This is a genomic window from Amycolatopsis sp. NPDC048633, assembly GCF_040650695.1.
GTDB lineage: Bacteria > Actinomycetota > Actinomycetes > Mycobacteriales > Pseudonocardiaceae > Amycolatopsis.
On sequence record NZ_JBEZHS010000001.1, the window covers coordinates 58,078 to 83,962 of the forward strand.

Below are 25,885 nucleotides of genomic sequence, written 5' to 3' on the forward strand. Positions count from 1 at the left end.
TTTCTTCGTATCCGCCGGTCTTAGCGACCGGAGGTGTGTGGGGACGGCGTGCCGCCCAGGAAGGGCAGCACCTCCTTGCCGTCCAGGAGGGCGGCGAGTGCGAGGAGGATCCCCGCGCCGCCGGTGGTGACGTCCATCGACAACCGCAGCAGCTGGTTGCCGGGGAAAGCGAGCCCGCCGCGGAACGGCACCGCGTACCAGGCCAGCCGGGCCAGGTGCAGGTCGATCGCGTCGCGGACGCGCTGCTCGGGTTCGGCGCCCATGCCGAGGGCGACCGCGAGCCCGAGCCGGCCGTAGAGCAGGCCGGGGTGGATCACGAACTCGCCGCGGCACGACTGACGCAGCTCGGGCAGGCTTTCGCAGGCGACGGCGTCCGGACGGTGCCGTGCCAGCTGCTCGGCGACCACGAGGATTCCCGCGCTGCCGATGCCGGCGTACGGGAGAGTGCGGGTGGCACCGTCGCGGACCTGCAGTGACGCGTCGTCGGCGAGCGCGCATTCTTCAAGGTCACGGCGCAGCGCCTGGTCGGCGAACGCCAGCCAGGCCGGCTCGCCGGTGCCTTCGAAGAGCCGGATGAACAGCAGCGCCGGACCGGACCAGCCGGACAGCAGTCCGGCGCGGGCGAAGTTCCCGGGCGGCGCGGCGGTTTCGAGCGCCTCGGCCAGCCGGACGGCGGTGGACAGAGCCTGCCGGCCGAACTCGTTGTCCTGCCGGGCCGCGGCGAAGTGCAGCTGCGTCAGGCCGATGCCGGCCAGGCCGCCCTCGAGTGCGTGGTCGGTGGTCTGCTCGACGAGCCGCGCCGACGACGCCAGCAGCCGGCTCGCCTCGTCGTGGTGACCGAGGTTCTCCAGCACGTACGCGATGCCGTAACTGCCGTCGTAGAACCCGGGCCGGGTCGGCGGCTCACGGCGGACCGAGTCGATCAGCCAGCGCTCGTGCTCGGGGAACCGGCCGGCGCCGGTGACGTCGAGGGCGTGCAGCACGCCCGCGGCACCGACACCGAAACAGGCGCCGCCGACCCGGAACTGCTCGATGTCGCCGGGGAACAGCCGGTCCTGGCGCTCGGGAGTCGCGCTGGCCAGGATCGCCTCGGCGATCTGCTTGCGGACCAGCGGCCAGTCCGGTTTCTCCTGGTCGAGCTCCGTGTGAACCGGTGCCGGCTCCGCGGTCTTCTCACGCGAAGCCAGCACCGCGACTGCGGCGTCGGCGTAGCCCTCGGGCAGGCCGAACCGGCGTTCGACGAAGTCGGCGATGCCCCGCAGCTTCGCCGGCGCGAGCTCCAGCAACGCCGACAGCGGCAGGAAGATCCACAGCCGTAGCGCCGCGAGGGCGTGCTCGTCGATCTCGAAGCCGGTCCGGTCGGCCGGTGCGCGGAAGCCCGGCGCGCCGAGCGCGGGCCGTTCGCCGGACTCGATGCCGGAGGCCATCTCGAAGTCGATGAGCGAAACCCGGCTCTCGTCGTCTTCGTCGATCAGGATGTTCAGCGCGTGCAGGTCACCGAAGACGAAGCCGCGGGCATGGATCGCCTCGACCATCTCCTCGACCTTCGCGAGCACGGCCAGCGCCCGAGCGGCGTACGTCGTGAGGTCGGCTTCGGTCGTGTCGCGCCTGGTCAGCGGGTAGTTGCGGGCCAGCCAGTTGCCGAGCGACGTGCCGGGCATGTACTCCATGGCGAGGTAATGGTGTTCCCAGACGGTGAAGCGCTCGAAAGCACGGGGCACGCCGGGGATGCCGGCCAGCGCGTCGAGCACGTCGTGCTCGCGGCGCAGCCGGGCGACGGCGTCGATCTGGGCGCGGTCCAGGCCGGCGTGGGGCCGGGCCTCCTTGAGCACGACCTCGTCGCCGCCCGCCTTCGGGTCGGCGAGGTAGACGCCGCCGCCGTTGGAGAAGTGCAGCGAGCTCGTCACCCGGTAGGGGAACTGGCTCGGGTCGCCGGCCTTACGCGCAGCGATGCTGCTCCGCAAACAGGCCGGAACTTTCACCCAGTCGGGGATGGAGAACGTCGGTTCCCGCTTGTCCGGCACCAGCCTGCCGTCCGGCTTGCGGATCGCCAGGACGCGGTTGCCGTCGTGTTCGACCCACTGTTCGGCGAATCCGCCGTAACGGACGTAGAGTGGCCCGTCGCCGTATCGCAGGTCGCTCAGGATATAGGCACCGTGCTCGCCTTCGAGCCGGGTACCCAGATCTTCGAGAACACGCCCCAGCTCGTCTTCATCGGCCGGGTAAATGGTGATGAGCTTGGCACTGCCGTCACGAGGGGCATATTTCGAATTCCGGGCGAGCAGGATCAGCAACGAGCGGAGGTGCTTGAAGGAGATCCGGTGCTCGATACAGTACTCGTGCACCTGCACGAGCACCCGGCGGGCATTGTCCAGACCAGCGGAAACGTGGATTTTCCAGCCCTGGCCAGGGAGTTCGCGACCTTCGGGATGCAGCACACGCCAGACCCCCCGGCCGGCGGTGACCCAGCCGGTGACCGGCATCGGCAGCGCCTGGGCAAAATCGTCGACCGGCGCGCCGATTTCCAGTTGTTCGTCGTAGAACAACGGGTCGGCGAAGCAAAATGCTTCGTAGCGCAGGTCCATCGAAGATACCCCTCCATGTGTTCCCCCGGGCAACACCGCTCCGGGGACGAGGAATATTCCCCCATGCCGGAGGGCTCGGGGGGAATCCGCCAACCCGGGGGTTCAACTGGGCTATCCGAGGTAGGCAAAAAGGGCACTTACCAGTCGGTAGTCGAACCCAGCGTGATTCTTGGCCGATGGCCAACCACCCTGTCGGGGTGTAACACGAAGCTTTTTGCAACATTCCCGCAGGTCCACACCAGGATAACACGGAATAAACCACCGAATTGGCAGAATGCCATCAAGGCCTTCTGGTGATCAATTCACCCGGTGAGAACACACCTGGTTGGCTCGGAGAGTCCACTTTGGAACATTCCGGGTGGTCTACGCCACGCTCGCGGCACCTCGACGGACGGACCCCCGGGTACTACGGAGTAAGTTGGCGGCCGGCGGACCGGAAGGAGGAACGGGTGATCTTCGGATTCGCCGTGACGGTCGCCGTGGCGGCCACGCTCGTCGCGCTCTGGAGCTTCGTCCAGTCGGCCCGCAACCGGCTCCCGGACAACCCGCTCCTGATCGGGATCGCGGTCGTCGAGGTCCTGCTGGTCGTCCAGCTGGTCATCGGGATCGTGCTGCTCGCCGGCGGCGACCGGCCAGGCAGCATGGCGACCTACCTCGCCTACCTGATCGGCAGCCTGGTCGTGCTGCCCGTCGGCGCGGCCTGGGCACTGGCCGAACGCAGCCGGTCGAGCACGGCGGTGCTCGGCATCGCCTGCATCGCCATCCCGGTGATGGTGCTGCGACTGAACGAGGTGTGGAGTGGAGCAACAGCGTAGGACGGCCTCCGGCCCCGGGCGGGTGCTCGTCGCCGTATACGCGATCTTCGCGCTGGCCGCGACGTCGCGGGCCGGCGTCCAGATCAGCACGAAGTTCCACGAAGCACCGCTGGCCTACCTGCTCTCGGCGTTCGCCGCGGTCGTGTACATCGTCGCGACGATCGCGCTGGCCCGGCGCGGCGACGGCTGGTGGCGCGTGGCGCTGGTGGCCTGCTCGATCGAACTGCTGGGCGTGCTGACCATCGGCACGCTGAGCCTGGTCGACGCGGCCGCGTTCCGGCACCCGACCGTCTGGTCGGTCTACGGCGAAGGCTACCTGTTCATCCCGCTGGCGCTGCCGGTCATCGGGCTGTACTGGCTCCGCCGCACCGCCCCGGTCAAGGTCACGGCCTGACGCCGCAGTCGAACAACACCCCCGCGGTGGCGGCGTCCGGGCCGATCCGCGCGGGCGGCACCGGACGGCAGTGCTTCGCCTCCCAGCCGATGCGCCCGGTCAACTCGCCCGCGTCCCCGACCGCGGCGGCGGTCCGCTGCTGCGAGCCGCCGCGGCCGATCTCGAGGAACACCTCCGGCAACAGCACGAACCGCAGTTTCCCGGCCGCGACCCACCGCGGCAGGTCGGCAGCGGACGGCGCCGGATCGAAGCCGAGATACCCCCCAGCGGCGCCACCCGCGCGTCGGTGTTCAGCAGGAACGGGTCCGCACCGTACGTGCCGCCCTCGACGGCCAGGACAACTCCCGCGGACGACGCCTGCGCGTAAGCGAGCACCTCCCGCTGACCTGCGCTGAGCCGATACGCGTCGTCGATGAACCGGACATACCCGGCCTCGGCACCGGCGCCGGTATTGAGGCCGACGACTGTGCGCACCGCATCCGTCGACGGTGGCCCGGCACCCGGATCGGCGGTCTCCAGCACGCTCACCGGACGCACCGCGGTCTCGACGACGAAGGCGGCGGGACCGGCCACGACGACGGCCAGCCCGGTCACAACCGCGACGCGCGGAGCCGGCAGGAGCACCGCGACGACGGCGAGCACCGCCAGCGCGAGCACGGTGAACCGAAGCCACCGCAGCCAGTCCGGCGTCCGGTCGAGGAGGACGTACGCGAGCGCCGCCGTCCCCGCCGCCGTGGCCGGCAACGCGAACCGGGCCGCTCCCGATGAGCGGCGCCACCGCCAAGCCGTGGCCAGACCGGCCGCGGCGAGCGCCGCGATCGCCGGGGCGAGCTCGGCGGTGTAGTACGCGTGGAAGATGCCACCGGTGAACGAGAAGACCGCGGCGCCGACGACCAGCCAGCCACCCCACAACGCCCAGCCCGCCTTCGTGCGCGGCGCGGCGCCACGAGCGCGGCAGGCGGCGACGACCAGGGACACCAGCGCGAGTGGGAGCAGCCAGGCGATCTGCCCGCCGACCTCGGCGTCGAACAACCGCAGCGGACCCGCGCCGCGCCGACCGTGGCGCCGTAGCCGCCGCCGATCCCGGTCGACCCGCCGACCAGCCGCGTCACGCCGTTGTAGCCGAAGGCCAGCTGCCAGACCGAGCCGTCCGTGGTGCTGCCGACGAACGGCTTCGCGCCCGGCCACAGGGTGACGACGACGGGCCAGGCCAGCGACACGACGAGCGTCACCCCGCCGGCTATCCGATCCACGCGAGACGTCGTCCGCGAGAGCCGGGCGCCGCGAAGAAGTACGCCAGCGCCAGCCCGGGCAGCACGATCCACGCGGCGAGCATCTTCGTCATGAACCCCAGTCCGACGAAGACACCGGCCAACACCAGCCACCGCGCGTCTTCGATCGCGCCCGGAGTCCTCAAGCTCCGGATTGAAGTGACCTTCCACCCGTGGGTTGAGCGCGGAACAGTACGGGAACTGCACGTAGTCCATTCGGCGAGATAAATACGGATACGACCGGACTTTCGTCGGTTCCGGACATTCCCCGAAAACTCGGACACTCTTCTCGTTCGGTCCCCACCGGCTTTCCCGTGCGGGTTCTCCGCACGAAAAGGAGTGAGCGTGAAATTCGGCAAGTTCGTGCTGCTGGCCGCGAGTACCGCACTGGCCGTCGTCGGCCTCGGCGGCCCGGCGACCGCCCAGACCACCCCGCAGGCCCAGCCGTCGATCATCGGCGGCAGCACCGCCTCGAGCGGCCCCTGGGCGGCCCGGCTGTTCGTGAACGGCCAGCAGAACTGCACCGCGACGATTATCGCGCCGCAGTACATCCTGACCGCGAAGCACTGCGTCAGCAGCTCCGGGACGTACACGTTCCGGATCGGCAGCCTGGACCAGACCAGCGGCGGCAAGACGGCCACCGGGTCCACGATCACCAGGAATGCGAGCGCCGACCTGGCGATCGTCCGCCTGACGACCTCGGTGAGCGCGACGTACGCCCCGCTCGGCTCCGTCGGCGACGTCTCGGTCGGCCAGAACGTCTCGGTCTACGGCTGGGGCGCGACCAGCCAGTGCGGCTCCGAGATCAACTGCCAGTCGAGGTACCTGAAGGTCGCGACGGTCCGGGTGAACTCGATCGGCTGCAGCGACTACGCGGGCGGCGTCGCGGTGTGCGCGAACCGCGTCAACGGCATCACGGCCGGCGGCGACTCGGGCGGCCCGATGTTCGCCTCCGGACGCCAGGTCGGCGTCGCATCGACCAGCGACCGGTCGAACAACACGGCGTACACGAACATCACGCGATACCGCAGCTGGATTTCCTCGGTCGCGGGAGTCTGATTCCCTCCGGAAAGGGCCCGGCAGTTTCCCGGCCGGGCCCTTTCCCGTCAGGACGTTTAATCGCGAGGGCGGAAGAAGGCTTCGAGTCGCGCGGTGGCGAGGTCAGCCCAGGTATCGGCGGTGGCGAGCACAGCCGCGGCACCGGTGGGAAACTTGGCCCGGACCAGCCGGGTGTCATCCCCGTAGCCGGCGAGCTGCAGCGTCAGCTCACTGACACCGGGCTCGTGCCCGACGAGGGCAAGCGTGGTGACCTGCGCCGGAACCCGGCGGACGGCTTCGAGGAACTCTTCGAGGCCGGCACCGTAGAGATCTTCGTCGTACTCGACGGGCGGCTTCTCCGGGAGGGCCTCGCGCACCCGCTCCCAGGTTTCCCTGGTGCGACGGGCGGTGGAGCAGACGACGCGATCGGGGACGTAGCCGTGGTCACCGAGCCAGCGGCCGAGCTTGGGCGCGTCCCGAAGTCCACGGGGTCCGAGGGGGCGTTCGTGGTCGGGGACGTCGTCCGGCCAGTCCGATTTGGCGTGCCTGAGGACGATGAGCCGCCTGGTCGCGTCCATGTACACCGCCTGTCGCCTCGGTGGACCGCGCCGAGGAATGGTGGGCCGCCTGGGGCTCGAACCCAGAACCTACGGATTAAAAGTCCGCAGCTCTACCAATTGAGCTAACGGCCCGTACCGCAAGTTTAGCCAGGACCCCGTCACCCACCCGCACACCGGGTCCGGCTGGCGCCTCACCGAAGGTCAAGACTGGTTCTCGGCGGGCTGGGCTCGCGTCATGCGTGCATGTCAGGTTCGCTGCTGATCCTCACCGGGCCGCCCGGTGCCGGGAAGTCCACTCTCGCGCGGCTGGTCACCAAGGATGCGCCGCAGCCGACCGTGCACCTGCATACACGTCTGGATCCGGACAGAGTTCGTGGCGCCGTACCTGCCTGAGGCCGCGCGGGCACGGCGCATTCGCCGACCTGGGAGCAGGCCCGCACCTTGCCCTGAACGGACGGACGCGCGGGGCCCGGCGTGGGCCCCGCGCGTCGTCAGCTCGTCAGCACTGCACGAACAGTCCGGTGTAAGCCGTGCACTTCTTCGATGCCGTGTCGTTGGCCGCGGCCGGGTCGGCCGGGGTGCTGGCCGCGCGCTGGGCCGTTGCCGTGAACGCGCCCCATGCGAAGACGCCGCCCTCCGACGTGAACTTCGCTGTCGCCGAAGCGCCCGGTGCCAGGGTGCCGATCGCGCAGTTCAGGGTCGTGCCCGAGCGGGTGCACCCCGTCGCCGACGTGACCGAGCGGCCCGAGCCGGCGTTGGCCGTCACGCGGACGCCGGTCGCGGTGGCCGGGCCGCTGTTCGACACCGTGATCACGTAGTCGACTCGGGCGACCAGGCCGACGCGCGGGGTGGCGGTCAGCGCGACCTTGACGTCGGCCTTCGCCGCCGGGGTGATCGTGATGGCGGGGCCGTCCTCGACGCTGAACGCGTAGTTGTCGCCGGCGAACTGGTGCTGCAGCGTGAACTGGCCGCCGGTGACGTCTTCCTTCACGCGGAGGGTGAACGTCACGGTGCGGCTTTCGCCCGCGCCGAGGTCGCCGACGCCGCCGCGGTAGCTGCTGAGGTACTGGTCGCAGCCGAGCGTGCCGGCGCAGGAGACCAGGTCCACCAGCTCGCTGATCGGCTTTTCCTTGGTGTAGATCGCCGCCTTCGCGCCGGTGACGGTGAAGTCCGTCGGGTTGTACAGCTGCTCGGTGACCGTGAACGTGTCGCCTGCGCGGACCGACGTGTCGCTGACGTCGATCGTGCTGGGGGCCGGCGCGGCGGACGCGACGGCGGGGGCCGCGATGAGGGCCGCTGCGGTCAGCGCGGCCAGCACGGCGGTTCTTCGACCGGTTCGCTCCATGGTCGTGATCTCCTGATTCCGGACGAGGGGTGCCGCTCCAACCGGTGGGGACGGGTGATCGCAGCAGCTGACGAAGATCAGATCGTCACTCCCCGGCATTCGTTACCTGGTTCGCGAAACCGTGTCTGAACTGGGGTTTTCCGCCGTTGCCGGGTCACCGGACACGCAGATGGACCGAAAATTGTCGGACCCCCGTGGCACGCTCCGCACATGACCGAACACACCACCCCGGTGGCCGTCCCGAGCCGCTTGGCCGGCGAGCGGGCCGACCCGACGCCGGTCGCGGACGAGCGCCGAGCTCTGACCGAGAGCCTCGACTACTACCGGCGCACCTTCGAGCTGAAGTGCGAAGGCCTGGACCCGGCCCGGTTGTCCGAGCGCTCGGTACCACCGTCGACGCTGACGCTGCACGGCCTGCTGCGGCACCTCACCGGCGTCGAACGCTGGTGGTTCCGGATCCAGTTCGCGGGCGAGGACCTACCGAACCTGTACTACTCGGACGACGACCCGGAGCAGGACTTCACAGCGCTGGACGGTGACGTCGGCGAGGCTTTTTCCTTGTGGCACGCCGAATGCGGGCGTTCCCGGGAGATCGTTGCCGCGAGCTCCCTGGAGCAAACAGGCACGCGGATCAGCACCGGCGAACCGTTCACGCTGCGCTGGCTGATGCTGCGGATGATCGGCGAGTACGCGCGCCACATCGGCCAGGCCGACCTGGTCCGTGAACGGATCGACGGCGCCACCGGCGAATAACGGCTCAGGCTCGCGCCGCCGGACGGCGAAGCCGGAAGAGGAGGTTGCCCACGAACGGAATGACGATCCAGCACGCGTAGGCCCAGTGCGTGAAGAAAGCGACCGGGATCGACACGGCGAAGGCGGCGATCATCGTGCCGAGGCCGCGGTAGAACTCGCCGAAGAGCTCCGGCGGGGTGTCCGCGCGGTGGAGGTGCTGCCGCTGGATCTGCCTGGTCATCACGAGGAACAGCGCCAGCGCGACGACCTGCACGAGCGCGTACAGAACGAACCGGAACTCGAACCCGCCGTCCTCGGCGATCACCTTCGTGGCGAAGGGCATGAGCACCATCATCAGCAGCCAGCCGAAGGTGATCGGCAGGAGCCCGCCACACACGGTGGTGACGTGGTGGAACAAGCGGTGGTGGGCACGCCAGTGCCCGGCGATGACGGCGAAGCTGATCAGGAAGGAGATGTATTCGGAGCGATGATGCCCGAGTGAACGCAGCAGTTCGGCGCTGGTGGCGCCCTCCGGCAGCGGCAGCTCGAGCGCGAGCAGCGTGATCGCGATGGCGACGACGGCGTCCGAGAAGAAGGTGAGGCGCTCGGCGGCGAGGCCCCGGGCTTCGGAGCTTGCGGTGTCCTCTTCGGACTTGGCGCTACTCATGGCGGGTGAGCCTGCCAGACCCGGCTGTGGGAAGGCAGCCGAGGCCGGCAGCGTGCGATGCTGAGGCCATGAGCGTCGCCCCCGATTCCGGACTCCTGTCCCCGGTCCGGGCCGGTACGCGGGCCGAAGCGTCGACCGGAGACGAGGCCTGGTTGCGCGCCATGCTCGACGCCGAGGCGGCGCTCGCCAGGGCGCAGGCGCGGCTCGGGACGGTGCCGGCCGGGGCCGCGGAAGCGATCACGGCGGCCGCGGGCAGTGCGCGGATCGACGTCGTCGAGCTGGCGCACGGGTCGCGGGCGACGGCGAACCCGGTCGTCGGGCTGGTGAAGGCACTGACGTCGGCCGTCGGCGCGATCGCGCCCGAGGCCGCCGAGTACGTGCACCGCGGCTCGACCAGCCAGGACATCTTCGACACGGCGATGATGCTGGTCGCGGACCGGACGTTACGGCCGCTCGCGGCCGATCTCGATGCGACGGCCGAGGCGCTGGCCGAGCTGGCGCGCGAGCACCGGGACACGACGATGCCCGGCCGGACGCTGACGGCGCACGCGGTGCCGACGACGTTCGGGCTCAAGGCCGCGGGCTGGCGGCAGCTGGTGCTGGACGCGGCAGTCCGGGTCCGGCGGGTGCTGGACGGCGGGCTGCCGGTCTCACTGGGCGGCGCGGCCGGGACGCTGGCGGCGTACCTCGAGTACGCGCGCTTGGCCGACGACGCGTTGCCCGGGCAGCCCGGGCAGGCCGGCGCCGGCGAGCGGGAGGGCGGGGGCGGGGGCGGGGGCGGGGGCGGGGGCCAGGATCTCGCCGACGCTGCCGCCAGGGCCGGACACCCCGGGGCAGCCGCGGGCGGACACCCCGGCGGAACCGCGGCCGGACACCCCGGCGCGGACGCGGCCGGCGTCGACTACGCGGAACGCCTGACCGCCGCGTTCGCCGAGGAGACCGGGCTGGCCGCGCCGGTGCTGCCGTGGCATTCGCTGCGGACGCCGGTCGTGGACCTCGCGAGCGCGCTCGCGTTCGCCGCGGGGGCGCTGGGGAAGGTGGCCGTCGACGTCGCGACGCTTACCCGGACCGAGCTCGGCGAGGTCGTCGAACCGGCGGCTGAGGGGCGGGGCGGCTCGACGGCGATGCCGCACAAGCGGAACCCGGTGCTCGCGACGCTGATCCGTTCGGCCGCGCTGCAGGTGCCGGTGCTGGCCGCGGGCGTCACGCAGTCGATGCTGACCGAGGACGAGCGCTCGGCCGGGGTCTGGCACGCCGAGTGGCAGCTGATCCGCGAGTGCCTCCGGCTGACCGGTGGTGCCGCGCACACCGCCGTCGAGCTGGCGCGTGGGCTCACCGCGCAGCCGGGGCGGATGCGGGCGAACGTGGCGTCGACGCACGGGCTGATCGTGTCCGAGCGGCTCTCCGCCGTGCTCGCGCCGCTGCTCGGCAAGGCGAAGGCCAAGGAGCTGCTGGGCGAGGCGTCGCAGCGGGCGGTGCGCGAAGACCGGCCGCTGCGCGACGTGCTCGACGAGCTGCCCGCGATCACCGAGGTCCTCACCCCGGCGGCGCTGGATGCCCTCCTCGACCCGGCCGCGTACACCGGCGCGGCGGGGTCGCTGGTCGACCGCGCCCTCGGCGAGCCGCGGCCGGGCGGCGCTTCGGAGTAGCGGCCGCAGCGTTCTGACCAGGAGCAGGCTTCGGCCGAAAATTCTTTGAACCGCCTCCGCCGGGGGTCCGTGTAGTGGGTATCAAGGCAGCCGCACCGAGCGGCGGGAAACCCCAACGGACACAAGGAGAACTTCCATGCTTCGCACGCGCATCGCCGTCTCCGTCGCCGCTGCGGCAGCCGGGCTGGCAGTGCTCACCGCTTGCTCGGGTGCCGAAACTGCTCAGCCGGTCATCGCCCCTGCGGCGGCGGGCGGCACCGGTGGCGGCCAGATCGCCAACGGGCAGGTCGGCAACGCTGCACCCGCGTCGAACGAATCGAAACTGGTCGTCGCGGACGTGGCCAACGTCGGGCAGGTGCTCACCGACCAGAACGGCATGACCCTCTACCGCTTCGACAAGGACACGGCCAAGCCGCCGAAGTCCAACTGCGACGGTGACTGCGCCAAGGCCTGGCCGCCGATGCTGGCCACCGGGGACGTGCAGGTTCAGGGGGTCGACAAGAACCTCGTCGGGAAGGTGACGCGCTCCGACGGCACCGAGCAGATCACCGTCGGCGGGTGGGCGCTCTACCGCTACGCCAAGGACGCCAAAGCCGGTGACGCGACCGGCCAGGGTGTCGGTGGCGCCTGGTACGCCTCCAACGCCAAGGGCGGCAAGGCCGGGCAGGCCGCGAGCGAAGCCGGCGTCGTGAAGCTGAGCGCCAGCAACATCGACGGCCTCGGTGCGGCGATCGTCGACCAGAACGGCATGACGCTCTACCTGTTCCAGAAGGACACCAAGAAGGCCAAGACGTCCGCCTGCAACGGCGACTGCGCCAAGACCTGGCCGGCGGTCCTCTCGAACGGCAAGGTCGAGCTGCAGGGCATCGACTCGAAGCTCCTCGGCAGCATCAAGCGCGCCGACGGCACCGAGCAGGTCACCATCGGCGGCTGGCCGGTCTACACCTTCTCGAAGGACACGAAGCCCGGTGACGCGAACGGCAACGGCGTGAACGGCACGTGGTTCGTCATCGAGCCGGCCGGGTGCAAGATCGGCACCGGCCCCAGCGCCGCCGCCAGCCAGGCTCCGGCTGACAGTGGCGCCGGGACCAGCAACTCCGGCTCGGGTGGCACCACCTACTGAGCCACCCAGTAATTGCTTCTAGTGGGCGAGGCCCGGCGGACGCTCTTCACGAGCGACTTCCGGGCCTCGTTCCGTGTGGCCCCGGCGCAGGAACGAACGGCGACGCGGCTCCTCGGCCGGAAGCGTTTCCGTGCGGTCGGTGTCCGTGACGCGGTCGGTGCGCTGCTCGACGACGGTCGGCTCCTCGACCACCTCGTCCTCGGGGACGTGGATGGTGCGGCGGGCCGGCAGGACGGCGATCAGCAGACCGAGCGCGGCGACACCGAGGTGCAGCCAGGTGTCGGCGCGGCCCATGTCCATCGGGTTGCCGGCGTTGGCGAACGGGTTGGTCGAGATGAGGCCGTCGATCATCAGGCCCCACACGAACAGGGCGCCGTAGAAGATGAAGAGCAGCCAGCCGAACGTCCGGGCGCGGCCCGAGCCGAACGCCAGCAGCAGGCCGACGACGCCGGTGACGACGCGGACCAAGCTCATGAGCGGGTTGCCGGAGAACCGCCAGAATCCGGCGTCGTGGTGGCCGGCGAAGTTCCCGACGCCGGTCCGGGTGAACCCGATGATGCCGACGATGAGAAACGCGATCCCGGCCAGTCCGGCCAGCACCTGCGCCGGCTGCAGGCCGCGTACCCGGATGCGTGCGCCTTTCGCGTGAGTCATGACTCCAGTCCTTCCCAGAGTGTGGTGACGATCGTCACCGCACACAGGTACCCCGCGAACACACTGCGCGAAACGATGGTGCTTGCCCGCAGGCCACCGGTGCGTTCCCGGATCCGGGCCGATCCGAGAGCTATCCCACAAATTCACCCGATTCGGGGAACGCTGAGCCGCTCTTCCGGCAATCCGGATCATGCGCAAGCTGAGCGGCATCTTCCTGGTGGGACTGTGCGTGGGGGCGATCGGCGCGGTGGCTGTGACGATCGGTCACGGTGTGGCTCAGGCGCCGCAAGCGGTCGCCGTCGCCGAAGCGGTGACAACGATGTCCGAATCGCCGAGCCCGAGCCCGAGCCCGCGCTCGACTCCGACGCCCACCCCGTCGCCCTCGCCCTCACCCAAACCTGAATCCAAGCCCGGGTCCAAGCCCATGTCCAAGGTGGACGCCGCCGAGCTGGACCGGCTGGTGGCCGGGGGCGACGTCAGCGTCGTCGTGTTCGACCGGCAGGCCGGGGCGACGACCGTCTCGGTGCACGCGGATCGCGGGTACACGTCGGCGTCGCTCGTGAAGCTGCTGATCGCCTTGTCCGTGCTCGAGCGCGGCGGTCCCGTGTCGCAGGTGCAGCGGATGCTGTCCCGCAGCGACGACGACCTCGCGAGCCAGTTCTGGTCGACCTACGGCGGGCCGTCGATCGTGACGGGCTGGGCCAAGAAGATCGGGTTGACCGGCACCCGCGCGCCCGCGGATCCGGGGCGGTGGGGTGACACGCGGATCACGGCGAAGGACGTGGTGCGGATCTACCAGTACGTGCTGGCGCACGCGCCCGGCGCGATCCTGACCGCGCTGCGCGCCGCGACCGAGGTGGGTTCGGACGGTTTCCGCCAGTACTTCGGCATCCCGGACGCCGCCGGCGACCGGCCGTGGGCGGTGAAGCAGGGCTGGTCCTGCTGCCGGCCGACGCGGATGCTGCACACCTCGGGCCTGCTCGGCGAGGACGGCCGGTACATCGTGGCGGTGCTCAGCGAGCACCCGGCCTCGGTCGACTACGCGACCGCTTCGAAGCGGGTGACGGCGGTGGTCTCGGCCCTGCTCGGCTGAGCGGCCCGCCACGGCGAACGGCTTGGGGGGAAGGCTTCGGCGACGCAGGTGGACAGCGGGACGGCCACACCCAGCGCGGCGACACGGGTAGGCGGCCCGAACGGCGACACCCGGCACGGCGACGCGGGACGGCGGCACTCGGCATGGCGACGCGGGACGGCGGCGCGACGGCGACACCCGGCGCGGGCCGGGCACCGCGCGCTCCCCTACTGATCCGTGTCCGCCAAGGCGCCTTGTGCCCCGGAACGCGGCAGGGGCCACGGCTGCACCCCGCCGGTGGTCTCGACCTGTCGCCCGGCGGGCGCCGGGGCCAGGGTGTGGGCGCCGATCCACGCCAGGATGTCCGGGATCTGCGACTTGAACGTGTTCATGTTGTGCCCCGCGTCCGGGATGATCCACGACGAAAACTGCAGCGGGGGCCGGGCCGCCGCGCGGATCTGGCCGATCGCGAAGCTCTCGTAGCTCTCCTTGTCCCCCGAAATCGCCAGGATCTCCACCGGGGAGGGGTGCAGCCGCACGTTCACCCGGACGTTGTTCGCGTCGTCGATGTCCCGGCGGCCGTGGAACAGGTCTTCCGTCTCGGCGTCGACCTGGGCCTTGTCGTAGCCGCTCGCGCTGACCGCCTGGCCGTACCACTGGGGGTGGCGCGTCACCAGGTTCATCGCGCAGTAGCCGCCGGACGACCAGCCCGCCATCGTCCACGCCCGGCGGTTCGGCGAGACGCCGAGCTTCTGCAGGGCCCAGTCGCGCAGGTCGGCCGTCAGGTACGTGTCGTTCGCCGTTCCGTTGACCTCGTCGACGCATTCCGTGTCGTGGCCGACCTTCGGGACGCCCGTCGGGTCGGGGACGATCACCACCGTCGGCGGCAGCGCGCGCTTGGCGATCGCCGCGTCGAGCTGTTGCGGCATGCCGTAGACGGCGAAGACCTCGGGGCCGGACGGGTAGTTCGGGATCCACTCGACCGCCGGGAACCGCAGCTCCTTGTAGGCCGCGTCGAAGTACTGCGGGGGCAGGTAGACCGTGACGTCGCGGGTCAGCTTCGTGCGCCGGCCGGTCACCTTCATGTGGACGACCGTTCCCTTGCCCTCACGCGCGTGCGCCACCCCCGTGTCGCGCAGCTTCTCGAGGTCTTCGCCGTTCTGCGCCGCCTCCGCGTCGGTGCCTTGGCCGGAGTAGACGCCGGTGCCGAGCAGCGACCCGACCGTCGGGAAGAACCCGCCGATCATGTTGCCCGCCATGCCGGTCGAGACCACGAGGAGCACGACCGCGAGCAAGATCGTCGCGCTGCGCCACAACCGCTTGCGCTTCCAGCGGTCCCAGAACCACGGGACCGCGATGATCGCGAGCAGCGTCAGCACGACCACCACGATCATGTTGACCGGCGAATCCAGCCGGATGCTGCTGATGCTCATGGGAACGGTCCTTCCGGGCGGGCAGTAATGCGCGCCCGGATCGATCGGGAGTCGCGTATATATCACGTTTGAGCGGGCATGCACGTTGCGGCCCTGTGAGTTGGGTCATAGGGCCGCAACGTGTCGCGAACTCAGCGTTTTCTCAGTTATTCCTGGAAAGTCACTGCTCGAAAGCACGCGTCAGCACGGTGACGGCCTGGGTGATCGCGGCCTCGGCAGCATGGGTCTCGCGCAGCGCGTTCACCATCACGAAGTCGTGGATGACCCCCTGGTACCGCACGGCCGTGACCGGCACACCGGCCTGGCGCAGCTTCGCCGCGTACGCCTCGCCTTCGTCGCGGAGCACGTCCGCCTCGCCGGTGATCACCAGCGCCGGCGGCAGCCCGGCCAGCTCGTCGAGCGACGCGCGCAGCGGGGACGCGGTGATCTCCGCTCGCTGCGCGGGATCCGTCGTGTACTGGTCCCAGAACCACTTCATGCCATCGCGGCCGAGGAAGTAGCCCTCGGCGAACTTCGTGTACGACTCGGTGTCGAAGTTCGCGTCGGTCACCGGGTAGAAGAGCACCTGCTGGCGGAAGGTGACGTCGCCGCGCTGCTTCGCGAGCAGGGTCAACGCCGCGGTCATGTTCCCGCCGACGGAGTCGCCGGCGATCGCGATGCGCGAGGCGTCCAGCCCCTTCGACGCGCCGTGCTCGGCGACCCACTTCGCCACCGCGTAGTTCTCTTCGATGGCGATCGGGTAGCGCGCCTCGGGCGAGCGGCTGTACTCGGGGAAGACCACGGCCGCGCCGACGCCGGCCGCCAGTTCGCGCACCAGGCGCTCGTGGGTGTGGAAGTCGCCGAACACCCAGCCGGCGCCGTGGATGTAGACGATCACCGGCAGCGGGCCGTCGACGCCGGCGGGACGCACGATCCGCGTCTCGACCTCGCCGTTCGGGCCACCCGGGACGGTCAGGACCTCGATGTCGGCGGCGGCCATGGGGACGTCGCCGTCCTGAACGCCGTCGACGGCCTTGCGTCCCTCCTCCGGCGGCAGCTGGAACAGGTACGGCGGCTGGTCGGTGGCCTCGGCGAACGCCTGCGCGGCCGGTTCCAGGGCGAGGTTGTGCGGGTTGGCGGTCATGTCGTCCTCCTCGGGGCGGTGAAGCTGACACGACTGAAGGTAGCCCGCAACTCAGTTGTACACAACTTAATTGGACTCAATGAGATTAAGGGCACTTGAGTTGCCTCGCGAAGCCGCGTCGAGGACCATGGGGTTGTTACGAGCAAGGAGGACGCGATGGCATCACTGCGACTGGACGACCAGCTCTGCTTCGGCCTGTACTCGGCGTCGCGCGCGGTGACGTCGCTCTACCGCGTCGTCCTGGACGACCTCGGCCTGACCTACCCCCAGTACCTCGTCATGCTGGCGCTCTGGGAGCGCGACGACCGCCTGGTCAAGGAGCTCGGCGCCGAGCTGAACCTCGACTCGGGCACGCTGTCGCCGCTGCTCAAGCGGCTCGAGACGACCGGCATGGTCAAGCGGACCCGGCAGGCCGACGACGAGCGGTCGGTCCGGATCAGCCTCACCGCGTCCGGCGAGGCGTTGCGCGCGAAGGCCGCGGGCATCCCGGACGTGATCGGCGCGGCGATGAGCCTGGACGAAGCCGGTATCGCCCGGATGCGCGGCGAACTCGACCGGTTGACGGAGTCCGTGAACGCCTATCGGGAGGCGTTGTCCCCGGCGTGACCGCGCCCGTGACAGCATGACCGCGAAGGGGTGATCATGATCAACCACGACGACGCCCTCAAGGCCGTCGAGAGCAGCCTCGACCGGCCCTCCGCCGCGCGGATCTACGACTACTTCATCGGCGGGAACACGAACTACGCGATCGATCGCGCGTTCGCCGAGAAGGTCCGCGCCCGGCTGCCGCTCATGGGCGAGTACTGCCTGACCAGCCGTCAGTTCCTCGGCCGCGCGATCCGCGAGTGCGTGCGGGCCGGCATCCGGCAGTTCGTCGACATCGGTTCCGGGCTGCCGACCGCGGGCAACGTCCACGAGGTCGCCGACGAAGAGCGCGAAGAGCTCGACACCCGCGTGCTCTACATCGACAACGAGCCGATCGCCCTCGCGCATTCGACGCTGCTGCTCGCCGACACCGCCGACCCCGAGCGCCACCACGCGATCGCCGCGGACTTCCTGCAGCCGGAGGACCTCTGGGAGCGGGTGCGCGCCTCGGACATCATCAACGTCCGCGAGCCGGTCGCCCTGGTGATCAACGCCGTCATGCACTTCATCAAGGACGACGCGAACCCCGACCGGCTGCTCGAGTTCTACCGCCGGCGGCTCGCCCCCGGCTCGCTGCTGGTGCTGTCGCAGATGACCAACGAGAACCCGGTCAACGAGGACGAGCGGCAGGCGCTGATCGACCTGCTCGAGTACTACGAGACCACGACGAACCCGGGTTTCCTGCGGCCGATGGCCGAGTTCGAACGCTTCTTCGGCGGGTGGCCGATGCTCGAGCCTGGGCTGGTCTACGCGCCGGCTTGGCACCCCGACGAGCAGACGGTGTTCGCCGGCTCGCCGTCCGAGTCGCGGGTGATCGGCGGCGTCGCGCGCAAGCCCTGATCCACCTGGCTTCAACCCTGGGGTTGACGTCCCGGCGGCCGGGTCACGCGCACCCTGGTGATCGAACGGATCACCAGGGGGAATGCTCGTGAGCGGCTCGGCCAACATCCTCGTCGGACTCGTCGTCGTGGCCTGGATCCTGTGGCGCCAGGTGCAGCAGCGCCCGGTCCGCGAGGACCGCAAGCCGACCGTGCTGCTGATCCTGCTGGTGCTGGGGGTCGTCGCGCTGGGCGCGTACTTCAAGAAGGAACCGGCGACCGGGCTCGCGATCGCGCTGCTCGCCGGCAGTCTCGTGCTCGCCGCCGGCTTCGGCGTCGTCCGCGGATACACCGTGCGGCTGTGGCGGCAGGACGGGGTGCTGTTCCGCCAGGGCACCTGGCTGACGATCCTGCTGTGGCTGGCCGCGATCGGCAGCCACCTCGGCCTCGACGTGCTGATCGACAGCGGCGCGAAGGGCCTGGGCGGCGCGTCGATCCTGCTCTACCTGGCCGTGTCGCTGGGCGCGCAGCGGCTGGTCGTGCAGGCGCGGGCGACCCGGCTAGGAAGCTTCGCGTAGCCCTTCCAGGACGTCGAGGACCGCGCTCTTGCCGAGCTCGACGGCCTTGCGCAGCACCTCGGGGTCGCGCTCCAGCACCGCCACGTCCGGCGAGCCGGTGGGCGGGCGGATGCTCAAGATCCGCGGGTCGGACGCCAAGATCTCCTCGTCCTCGACGTCGTGGCGATAGGTGTCACGCCACGCGGGAATCGTGCCCGGGGCCTGGCGGCGCAGGAAGCGCGGCACCACGACGTCGTACGCCCGCGATGGCGGCACCGGCAGCTCGTCCGCGCGGCGGGTGCGCAGCACGAGGACGTCGGTCGCGTCCTGGGCCAGCGCCGTGCGGAACGGGATCGGTTCGGCGACCCCCGCGTCGACGAACCGGCGGCCGGCCATCGGGATCGGCGGGCCGGCCAGCACCGGCATGCAGGACGACGCCGCCAGCGCGACCTTCACCGCGTCGACGTCGTCGAGAAAGGGGTGGAGGTCGGTCGACTCCCCCGTGTCGGCGTCGGTCGCCAGCGGGTGGAACGTCACCGGGTTGGCCAGGATCGCCGGGAAGTCCATCGGCTCCAGCACCGAATAGACCTGGTGGACGAGGTATTCGAGGTCGATCACCGCGCGGCCGCGCAGGGTGTGCAGCGGGTTGATGATCCGGCGCATGACGACCGGGTTCCACCAGGTCCGCACGCCCGTCGACGAGCACCCGCTGAGCAGCCAGGCGGCGTTCAGCGCGCCGGCCGACGAGCCGTAGACGGCGTCGAACACCGGGACGGCGCCCAGTTCGTCCAGCGCCAGGGCCATGCCGCTCGAGTAGGTGCCGCGGCTGCTGCCGCCTTCGACGGCCAGCGCGAGACGGCGGCCGTCGGTGCGTTCTCCCGGGACGCTGCCCGTCGCCATCCGTTCGGAGATCAGTTCGAGTACCGGGTGCACTCCTCCCATCCTCGTCGTTTCGGGCGATCCGTCGACCCGATTTATCCCACCCAGGGGGGTGAAGTGACGTGCGCCTCGTTGCACTGCAACTCGTTGCATAGGACCCTCGGGCCATGGCCTTGGAGCACGCGATCCTCGTCTCGCTGTCCGAGCGCGCCGGCTCGGGCTACGAGCTGACGCGCCGCTTCGAGAAGTCGATCGGACTCTTCTGGAGCGCCACCCACCAGCAGATCTACCGCGTGCTGAAGCGGATGGAAGAGGCGGGCTGGGTCGCCGTCGACGTCGTCGCGCAGTCGGGCCGGCCGGACAAGAAGGTCTACACGGTCAGCGACGGCGGGCGCGCCGAACTGGTCCGATGGCTCGCCGAGCCGGACCCGTCCGCCGGGCCCATGGAACTCGCGGTGAAGATCCGCGGCGCGACCTTCGGCGACCCCGGTGCCGTCGCCGCCGAGATCGTGCGCCACCGCTCGGCCCACGCCGAACGCCTCGACGTCTACCGCCAGATCGAGAAGCGCGACTTCCCCGCGCCCGCGGGACTCCAGGGCCAGCACCTGCACCAGTACCTGGTCCTGCGCGGCGGCATCCGCGTCGAAGAGGGCCAGGTCGAGTGGTTCGACGAAGTTCTCGCTGCTCTCCACCACGAGAAGGACGCCTGATGACCGACTACCCGAACTTGCTGGCCCCGCTCGACCTCAGCTTCACGACGCTGCGCAACCGCGTCCTGATGGGGTCGATGCACACCGGCCTCGAAGACAAGGCCGCGCACTTCCCCGAGCTGGCCGAGTACTACGCCGAGCGCGCCCGCGGTGGTGTCGGGCTGATCGTCACCGGCGGGTTCGCCCCGAACCGCACCGGCTGGCTGCTGCCGCTCGCTTCCAAGCTCACGACGGCCACCGAAGCCCGGCAGCACCGGCAGCTCACCACGCCCGTCCACGAGGCGGGCGGCAAGATCGCGCTGCAGGTCCTGCACGCGGGCCGGTACGCCTACCACCCGCTCAGCGTGTCCGCGTCGAGCATCAAGGCGCCGATCAACCCGTTCCGGCCGCGTGCCCTGACCGGCTACGGCGTACGTCAGCAGATCCGTGCCTTCGCCGACTGCGCCGCTCTCGCGCGCGAAGCGGGCTACGACGGCGTCGAGATCATGGGCTCCGAGGGCTACCTGATCAACCAGTTCCTGGCCGAGCGCACCAACAAACGCACCGACGCCTGGGGCGGCTCGCCTGAGAAGCGACGCCGGTTCGCCGTCGAGATCGTCCGGCAGACGCGTGAGAAGGCCGGCGACGACTTCATCATCATCTACCGGCTTTCCATGCTCGACCTCGTGCCCGGAGGCCAGCGCTGGGAGGACGTCGTCGCGCTCGCGAAGGACGTCGAAGCCGCTGGCGCGACGATCATCAACACCGGCATCGGCTGGCACGAGGCCCGCGTGCCGACGATCGTGACGTCGGTGCCGCGCGCCGCGTTCACCTGGGTCACCGGGAAGCTCAAGCCGCACGTCGGGATCCCGGTCGTCACGTCGAACCGGATCAACATGCCGCAGGTCGCCGAGGAGGCACTGGCGAGCGGTGACGCCGACCTCGTGTCGATGGCGCGGCCGTTCCTCGCCGACCCGGAGTGGATCCGCAAGGCCGAGACCGGCCGCGAGGACGAGATCAACACGTGCATCGCCTGCAACCAGGCCTGTCTCGACCACGCCTTCAAGCGCAAGCTCGTGTCCTGCATGGTGAACCCGCGCGCCGGCCACGAAACCACGCTGACCCTCGCCCCGGCGCGGCGGTCGAAGCACGTGGCCGTCGTCGGCGCGGGTCCCGCCGGGTTGTCCGCGGCGACCGCGCTGGCCGAGCGCGGGCACAGCGTCGAGCTGTTCGAAGCCGACGACGAGGTCGGCGGCCAGTTCGGCATCGCGCGGAAGATCCCCGGCAAGGAGGAGTTCGCCGAGACGATCCGCTACTACCAGCGGCGCGTCGAGGTGACCGGCGTGAAGCTGCACCTCGGCACCCGGGTGACCGCGGCCGACCTGACCGGCTTCGACGAGGTCGTGCTGGCCACCGGCGTCGCGCCGCGGGTGCCGTCGCTGCCCGGGATCGACCACCCGAAGGTGCTTTCCTACGTCGACGTCGTCCGGCACGGGAAGCCGGTCGGCGAGCGGGTCGCGGTGATCGGCGCCGGCGGGATCGGCGTCGACGTCAGCGAGTTCCTGACCCACGCGGACTCCCCCGCGCTGAACCTCGACGCGTGGATGGCCGAGTGGGGCGTCACCGATCCCGAACAGGCGCCCGGCGGGCTCGCCGAGCCGAAGCCCGAGCCGTCGCCGCGGCAGGTCTACCTGCTGCAGCGCAAGAAGTCCGGGATCGGTTCCGGGCTCGGCAAGACGTCGGGCTGGGTGCACCGGGCCGCGCTCAAGGCGAAACGCGTCGAGCAGCTCACCGGCGTGACGTACGAGCGGATCGACGACGCCGGCCTGCACCTCACCGTCGACGGCGAAGCGCGGCTCCTCGAAGTCGACACGGTCGTCGTCTGCGCCGGTCAGGAACCCGTGCGGGACCTCGCGGACGAGCTGCGCGCCACCGGCCTGCCGGTGCACCTCATCGGCGGGGCCGACGTCGCCGCCGAACTCGACGCGAAACGGGCGATCGACCAGGGAACGAGGCTCGCCGCCGCGCTGTAGCACCAGATGCGTCCGGCACTGGCAGGATGGGCCCCGTGCGAGACGTATGCGTGATCGGGCTCGGGCTGATCGGCGGTTCGCTGCTGCGCGCGGCGGCCGCGAGCGGCCGCACGGCGTTCGGCGCCGCGGTTTCCGAAGTGGACGCCGACGCGGCCAGCAGGGCGGGGTTCGACGTCACGACGGACGTCGAAGCCGCGCTGCACCGGGCCGACGCCGGGGATGCGATGGTCGTGCTGGCCGTGCCGCTGCCGGCCGTCGAGGACCTGCTGCGCCTGGTCGCCCAGCACGCGTCGCACTGCCTGCTCACCGACGTGACCAGCGTGAAAGCGCCGGTACTGGACGCTGTCCGCCGTCGCGTGCCGTACACGCGGTACGTCGGCGGGCACCCGATGGCCGGGACGTCGAGCTCGGGCTGGCTGGCCGGGGACGCCTCGCTGTTCCAGGGCGCGGCGTGGGTCGTCGCCGTCGAAGACGACACCGATCTCGAAGCGTGGGCCGAGGTCGCGGGGTTCGTGCTGGACATCGGGGCGCACGTCGTCCCGCTGCCCGCCGAGTCGCACGACGAAGCCGTCGCCCGGATCTCGCACCTGCCGCACCTGCTGGCGGCGATCCTCGCCACGATCGGCGCCGAGGGCGGGCCGCTGGCCATGTCGCTGGCCGCCGGGTCCTACCGGGACGGAACGCGCGTCGCGGGATCGAACCCGCAGCTCGTGCGCGCCATGACCGAGGGCAACCGGGACGCGCTGCTGCCGATCGTCGACGAAGCCCTCGGCCGGCTCGGCGCCGCGCGCGGTTCGCTCGCCTCGACCGGCGGGCTGGCCGCCACGATCAACGCGGGGTACGAAGGCGCGCAAGCGCTGGCCGCCAGCCTGGACGTCGAGCGCGCGGGCGTCCGGATCAGCCTGTCGGCCCCGGACGCGCGGCAGGGCCTGATCGCGCTCGGCGAACGCGGCGGCCGGATCACCGGCCTCGCGGACGGGATCGCGACCGGCGAGGTCCAGTAGCTACTGGGTCGGGGGCTGGGCCGGGGGCGTGTCCGGCTTGTCGTCGAACTTGTCGAGGAAGCTCTTCGCCTTCTCGATGCCGCTGTCGATCTGCTCGTCGTGCCCGGAGAACTTCGACTTCGCGAAGTCACCCGCCTTGTCGAGGCCATCCTCGATCTTGTCGCCGTGCTCGCGCAGGGCCTCTTCGGCCTTGCCTTTCAACGCATCGAAGTCGATTCCCATGGGAGCAATTGAACAGCACGCACGTCACGTGCGCCGGTGGTAGGGCAGGAACCGCCGGACGAGCCGCAGCGGCGTGCGTTCCACCAGGTCAGGCCCGCGGACGGCGTCGAACGCCGACTCCAGCTGGTCGACCACTCCGGCCAGCTGCGCGCTGTCCGGCAGCGGCATCGACCGCGGCTCGCGCTGCTCGCGGATCGCCGACGCCAGTTCGTCCAAAGCGGCGGTGAGCAGCTCGATGTCATCCTGGCCCGGCGGTGCCACGCCGCGCCCGATCGTCACGCCGACCTCGGTGACGGCGTCCGCCACGCGTTCCTGCGCGGCGATCACCGGCCACCACGCCACCGCCTGGCGGCCGTTCGCGGACGGTTCGACAACGACCTGCTGGAACGCCGTCCGCAGGTCGGCCAGCGCCCGGTACGCGCCGCGCCGGGCCCGTGACCGCGCGAGCCGCGCGTCGCCGGACGACGCTTCGACCAGCGCGCACGAGACGTACTCCGCGACCGCGTCCAGCCCGTCCGCGAGCCGGCCGCCGACCTGGGGACGGCGGCTTCCCGGCCACAACAGGTAACCGAAGACCAGCACGATCACGCAGCCGAGCACGGTGTCGACCAGCCGCGCCAGGACGACGTTCCAGCTGCCGGTGTTCGCCAGGTCCATCTGCAGGATGATCAACGGTGTCACGAACGCGCTGAGGATGCCGTAGTTGCGCACCTTCCCGACCGCGACGCCGCCGGCGAAGATCGCGATCAGCGCGACCAGCAGCCAGCCGTGTCCGCCGACGCCGAGCACGATGGCGCCCACCCCGACGCCGACGACCGTGCCGATCCCGCGCAGCACCGCGCGGCCGAAGACCGAGCCGAAGTCCGGCTTGAGGACGATCCCGACGGTCAGGGTGATCCAGTAGGACCGCTCGAACGGCACGAGCAGCCCGACGACCTCGGCGATCGCGACGCACAGCGTCAGCCGCAGCGCGGCGATCCAGGTCAGCGGGCCGGACGCCAGCGAGCCCGCCCACGTCCGCAGCCGCCGGTACCAGGGCGTCGGCTCCCGGCGCTTCCGGTCGTCGCCCTTGCCGATCCGGACCAGGCCGGCGTACAGCGCGGCGAGCACCGGGTCGGCGTCGTCGGCCGGCCTCGGCGGCGGTTCCGGCAGCGGCTGGCTGGCCAGCACCGACGCCGACAGCGCGACGAAGTGATCGATGACGTCCTGGGGCGTGCGCCGGCCGGCGTTGACCATCGCCACCGACGCCTCGACCGCGGCCGTCGTCGCCGAGAGCAGGTTGAGCAGGTGCCGGTAGGCGGCGTCACGGCCGGACAGCCACGAGCGCGCGGTCAGCAGCTGGTCGTACGCGGTGTTCATGGCCGTGGTCAGCCGGTGGCGGGCGACCCGTGAGACGGCTTCGTCGGTCGCGGAGAGCATCGCGGCCAGCTCGACGTAGACGTGCGCGACGGCGGAGCGTTCGGGGCTGGTCGCCCGGAACGTCCAGCTGGCGAGCGCCACCGCGAGGCTCCAGACCGCGCCGAGGCAGAAGAAGCCGAGCAGGATCTCGACCCGCACGCCGGTCGCGTGCTGGCCGGTGCCGAGGACGCAGAACACGAACATCTGCAGCCCGGCGACCGAGGCGTTGCTGCCGGCCGCGCTGATCAGCGCGGACACCGCCGCGACCAGGATCACCGCGGGCACCGACAGCGCGGGCGTGCCGCCGGTGAGCAGCCCGACGACGTACCCGGCCGTCGCCGCCAGCGTCGCGCCGCCGAGCCGGCGGGCGCGGTAGCGGTAGGGGCCGGCCGACTCGGACAGCACGGCGGGCAGCGCGCCGGTCGAGATCAGCGCGCCGACGGCAATATCACCTGCGGCATAGGCGACCGCGAGCGGCACGGCCAGCGCGATGACGGCGCGGGCGACCATGTTCCACGGCACCGGGACCGGCTTGCTACGCAGGAGCTGGGTCAGCCAGTGCGGCGCGGCGATGTCGGGACGCGGCGTGCTCACGCCCCCATCTTGACCTACGCTGCCGGGAACGCTTAATTATCAATCTGTCAACAAGCTGGAGGGTCGATGCCGGGCCGCAAGTTCTCCTTCGAGGTCAACCGCACGAGCACCGCGTCGCCGGACGCCCTGTTCGAGCTCGAAGCCGACGGCCCGAGCTGGGCGAAGTGGGGAAAGCCACTCATCGTGCAGGCCCGCTGGAAGCGCCAGGGCACCGATGACCCGGCCGGCGTCGGCGCCGTCCGCGAGGTCGGCCTCTGGCCGGTGCTGATCCGCGAGGAGACGCTCGAGTACGAGCCCGGCCATAAGCACGTCTACACGTTCTTCGGCGGCAACCCGATCAAGGACTACCGCGCCGAGGTGCTCTTCACGCCGACCGACGGCGGCGGCACGCACCTGCGCTGGACCGGGTCGTTCACCGAGCCGGTCAAGGGCAGCGGCCCGATCCTGGCGGCCGGCCTCGAACGTGTGATCCGGCTGTTCTCCGGCAAGCTGGTCAAGGCGGCAGAAACCGGGCGCTGACCTGGGTGGTTCCGGCCACACAAGATCAGCTCACGCAACTTGGCCCACCGTCCCCGCGTCACCCTT

The 25,885-nt window shown here is 70.7% G+C and carries 27 protein-coding genes and 1 tRNA gene; 15 read left to right on the forward strand and 13 right to left on the reverse strand.

Going from position 1 to position 25,885, the window contains the following annotated elements; genetic code table 11:
- Positions 1 to 20: 20 nt before the first annotated feature.
- Positions 21 to 2,585 carry a class III lanthionine synthetase LanKC gene (lanKC, locus tag AB0C38_RS00315; RefSeq protein WP_360664137.1) on the reverse strand — a complete coding sequence of 855 codons (2,565 nt, stop codon included), beginning with the start codon at positions 2,583 to 2,585 and terminating at the stop codon, positions 21 to 23.
- Between the two features lie 449 nt (positions 2,586 to 3,034).
- Here lanKC and AB0C38_RS00320 point away from each other — a divergent pair, with 449 nt between their 5' ends.
- Both AB0C38_RS00320 and AB0C38_RS00325 read left to right on the forward strand, forming a co-directional pair.
- Entirely contained in the window at positions 3,035 to 3,400 is a 366-nt protein-coding gene (locus AB0C38_RS00320; RefSeq protein ID WP_360664140.1) for a hypothetical protein, read from the forward strand.
- Positions 3,401 to 3,422: 22 nt separating this feature from the next.
- A complete protein-coding gene (locus AB0C38_RS00325; protein ID WP_360667391.1) occupies positions 3,423 to 3,794 on the forward strand; it encodes a hypothetical protein in 372 nt (123 codons plus the stop codon).
- 99 nt (positions 3,795 to 3,893) lie between these two features.
- Here the strand turns inward: AB0C38_RS00325 and AB0C38_RS00330 are convergent, their stop codons facing one another.
- Together AB0C38_RS00330 and AB0C38_RS00335 are read right to left on the reverse strand one after the other, a co-directional pair.
- The gene (locus AB0C38_RS00330; protein WP_360664143.1) at positions 3,894 to 4,826 is read right to left on the reverse strand and encodes a hypothetical protein; all 933 of its coding nucleotides are present in this window, start codon (positions 4,824 to 4,826) and stop codon (positions 3,894 to 3,896) included.
- Positions 4,827 to 5,034: 208 nt separating this feature from the next.
- Complete coding sequence (locus AB0C38_RS00335; protein ID WP_360664146.1) at positions 5,035 to 5,211, reverse strand: glycosyltransferase family 39 protein; 177 nt, start codon at positions 5,209 to 5,211, stop codon at positions 5,035 to 5,037.
- A gap of 199 nt (positions 5,212 to 5,410) precedes the next feature.
- Here AB0C38_RS00335 and AB0C38_RS00340 point away from each other — a divergent pair, with 199 nt between their 5' ends.
- Positions 5,411 to 6,124, forward strand: coding sequence for a trypsin-like serine protease (locus AB0C38_RS00340; RefSeq protein ID WP_360664149.1), 714 nt, complete (start codon positions 5,411 to 5,413; stop codon positions 6,122 to 6,124).
- 56 nt (positions 6,125 to 6,180) lie between these two features.
- Here the strand turns inward: AB0C38_RS00340 and AB0C38_RS00345 are convergent, their stop codons facing one another.
- Both AB0C38_RS00345 and AB0C38_RS00350 read right to left on the reverse strand, forming a co-directional pair.
- Positions 6,181 to 6,681: a histidine phosphatase family protein gene (locus tag AB0C38_RS00345; RefSeq protein ID WP_360664151.1), complete on the reverse strand. Its 501-nt coding sequence runs from the start codon at positions 6,679 to 6,681 to the stop codon at positions 6,181 to 6,183.
- 38 nt (positions 6,682 to 6,719) lie between these two features.
- Positions 6,720 to 6,795, reverse strand: a tRNA-Lys gene (locus tag AB0C38_RS00350).
- A gap of 111 nt (positions 6,796 to 6,906) precedes the next feature.
- Between AB0C38_RS00350 and AB0C38_RS00355 the strand changes: the two genes are divergently transcribed.
- Complete coding sequence (locus tag AB0C38_RS00355) at positions 6,907 to 7,056, forward strand: zeta toxin family protein (RefSeq protein WP_360664154.1); 150 nt, start codon at positions 6,907 to 6,909, stop codon at positions 7,054 to 7,056.
- A 106-nt stretch (positions 7,057 to 7,162) separates the two neighbouring features.
- Here AB0C38_RS00355 and AB0C38_RS00360 read toward each other — a convergent pair whose 3' ends face one another.
- Positions 7,163 to 8,008, reverse strand: a complete 846-nt coding sequence (locus AB0C38_RS00360) for a hypothetical protein (protein ID WP_360664157.1) — start codon at positions 8,006 to 8,008, stop codon at positions 7,163 to 7,165.
- A gap of 210 nt (positions 8,009 to 8,218) precedes the next feature.
- On the opposite strand from AB0C38_RS00360, the gene AB0C38_RS00365 reads away from it, so the two are divergent.
- Entirely contained in the window at positions 8,219 to 8,761 is a 543-nt protein-coding gene (locus AB0C38_RS00365; RefSeq protein ID WP_360664160.1) for a DinB family protein, read from the forward strand.
- A gap of 4 nt (positions 8,762 to 8,765) precedes the next feature.
- Here AB0C38_RS00365 and AB0C38_RS00370 read toward each other — a convergent pair whose 3' ends face one another.
- Entirely contained in the window at positions 8,766 to 9,407 is a 642-nt protein-coding gene (locus AB0C38_RS00370; protein ID WP_360664163.1) for a TMEM175 family protein, read from the reverse strand.
- A 68-nt stretch (positions 9,408 to 9,475) separates the two neighbouring features.
- Here AB0C38_RS00370 and AB0C38_RS00375 point away from each other — a divergent pair, with 68 nt between their 5' ends.
- The gene (locus AB0C38_RS00375) at positions 9,476 to 11,056 is read left to right on the forward strand and encodes a lyase family protein (RefSeq protein ID WP_360664166.1); all 1,581 of its coding nucleotides are present in this window, start codon (positions 9,476 to 9,478) and stop codon (positions 11,054 to 11,056) included.
- Between the two features lie 136 nt (positions 11,057 to 11,192).
- Positions 11,193 to 12,179 (forward strand): SCO0930 family lipoprotein, encoded by a 987-nt coding sequence (locus AB0C38_RS00380; RefSeq protein WP_360664169.1) that lies wholly within the window; start codon positions 11,193 to 11,195, stop codon positions 12,177 to 12,179.
- Between the two features lie 18 nt (positions 12,180 to 12,197).
- Here the strand turns inward: AB0C38_RS00380 and AB0C38_RS00385 are convergent, their stop codons facing one another.
- Entirely contained in the window at positions 12,198 to 12,833 is a 636-nt protein-coding gene (locus AB0C38_RS00385) for a DUF4383 domain-containing protein (protein WP_360664172.1), read from the reverse strand.
- 424 nt (positions 12,834 to 13,257) lie between these two features.
- Between AB0C38_RS00385 and AB0C38_RS00390 the strand changes: the two genes are divergently transcribed.
- On the forward strand, positions 13,258 to 13,926 hold the full coding sequence (locus AB0C38_RS00390; RefSeq protein ID WP_360664175.1) for a hypothetical protein: 669 nt from the start codon (positions 13,258 to 13,260) through the stop codon (positions 13,924 to 13,926).
- 206 nt (positions 13,927 to 14,132) lie between these two features.
- On the opposite strand, the gene AB0C38_RS00395 is transcribed toward AB0C38_RS00390, so the two are convergent.
- Together AB0C38_RS00395 and AB0C38_RS00400 are read right to left on the reverse strand one after the other, a co-directional pair.
- The gene (locus tag AB0C38_RS00395; RefSeq protein ID WP_360664178.1) at positions 14,133 to 15,338 is read right to left on the reverse strand and encodes an alpha/beta hydrolase-fold protein; all 1,206 of its coding nucleotides are present in this window, start codon (positions 15,336 to 15,338) and stop codon (positions 14,133 to 14,135) included.
- Between the two features lie 160 nt (positions 15,339 to 15,498).
- Entirely contained in the window at positions 15,499 to 16,461 is a 963-nt protein-coding gene (locus AB0C38_RS00400; RefSeq protein ID WP_360664181.1) for an alpha/beta hydrolase, read from the reverse strand.
- A 156-nt stretch (positions 16,462 to 16,617) separates the two neighbouring features.
- Here AB0C38_RS00400 and AB0C38_RS00405 point away from each other — a divergent pair, with 156 nt between their 5' ends.
- The 3 genes from AB0C38_RS00405 (at position 16,618) to AB0C38_RS00415 (ending at position 18,502) form a co-directional block, all read left to right on the forward strand.
- Positions 16,618 to 17,067: a MarR family transcriptional regulator gene (locus AB0C38_RS00405; protein ID WP_360664184.1), complete on the forward strand. Its 450-nt coding sequence runs from the start codon at positions 16,618 to 16,620 to the stop codon at positions 17,065 to 17,067.
- Between the two features lie 36 nt (positions 17,068 to 17,103).
- A complete protein-coding gene (locus tag AB0C38_RS00410; protein ID WP_360664187.1) occupies positions 17,104 to 17,946 on the forward strand; it encodes an SAM-dependent methyltransferase in 843 nt (280 codons plus the stop codon).
- An 88-nt stretch (positions 17,947 to 18,034) separates the two neighbouring features.
- Positions 18,035 to 18,502, forward strand: a complete 468-nt coding sequence (locus AB0C38_RS00415) for a hypothetical protein (RefSeq protein WP_360664190.1) — start codon at positions 18,035 to 18,037, stop codon at positions 18,500 to 18,502.
- On the opposite strand, the gene AB0C38_RS00420 is transcribed toward AB0C38_RS00415, so the two are convergent.
- Positions 18,485 to 19,423, reverse strand: coding sequence for a patatin family protein (locus AB0C38_RS00420; RefSeq protein WP_284744554.1), 939 nt, complete (start codon positions 19,421 to 19,423; stop codon positions 18,485 to 18,487). The two genes, AB0C38_RS00415 and AB0C38_RS00420, sit on opposite strands and share 18 nt — an antisense overlap.
- A gap of 104 nt (positions 19,424 to 19,527) precedes the next feature.
- Between AB0C38_RS00420 and AB0C38_RS00425 the strand changes: the two genes are divergently transcribed.
- From AB0C38_RS00425 to AB0C38_RS00435, 3 genes are read left to right on the forward strand one after another with little or no spacing between them, the layout of a single operon-like run.
- Entirely contained in the window at positions 19,528 to 20,070 is a 543-nt protein-coding gene (locus tag AB0C38_RS00425) for a PadR family transcriptional regulator (protein WP_360664194.1), read from the forward strand.
- On the forward strand, positions 20,070 to 22,082 hold the full coding sequence (locus AB0C38_RS00430) for an NADPH-dependent 2,4-dienoyl-CoA reductase (RefSeq protein ID WP_360664197.1): 2,013 nt from the start codon (positions 20,070 to 20,072) through the stop codon (positions 22,080 to 22,082). Before AB0C38_RS00425 ends, AB0C38_RS00430 begins: the two co-directional genes overlap by 1 nt.
- 50 nt (positions 22,083 to 22,132) lie before the next feature.
- Positions 22,133 to 23,086 (forward strand): prephenate dehydrogenase, encoded by a 954-nt coding sequence (locus AB0C38_RS00435; protein WP_360667394.1) that lies wholly within the window; start codon positions 22,133 to 22,135, stop codon positions 23,084 to 23,086.
- Here the strand turns inward: AB0C38_RS00435 and AB0C38_RS00440 are convergent, their stop codons facing one another.
- Positions 23,087 to 23,308, reverse strand: coding sequence for an antitoxin (locus AB0C38_RS00440; protein ID WP_360664200.1), 222 nt, complete (start codon positions 23,306 to 23,308; stop codon positions 23,087 to 23,089).
- A 24-nt stretch (positions 23,309 to 23,332) separates the two neighbouring features.
- Positions 23,333 to 25,300 (reverse strand): FUSC family protein, encoded by a 1,968-nt coding sequence (locus AB0C38_RS00445; protein ID WP_360664203.1) that lies wholly within the window; start codon positions 25,298 to 25,300, stop codon positions 23,333 to 23,335.
- Between the two features lie 66 nt (positions 25,301 to 25,366).
- Here AB0C38_RS00445 and AB0C38_RS00450 point away from each other — a divergent pair, with 66 nt between their 5' ends.
- A complete protein-coding gene (locus AB0C38_RS00450) occupies positions 25,367 to 25,819 on the forward strand; it encodes an SRPBCC family protein (protein WP_360664206.1) in 453 nt (150 codons plus the stop codon).
- Positions 25,820 to 25,885: the final 66 nt, after the last annotated feature.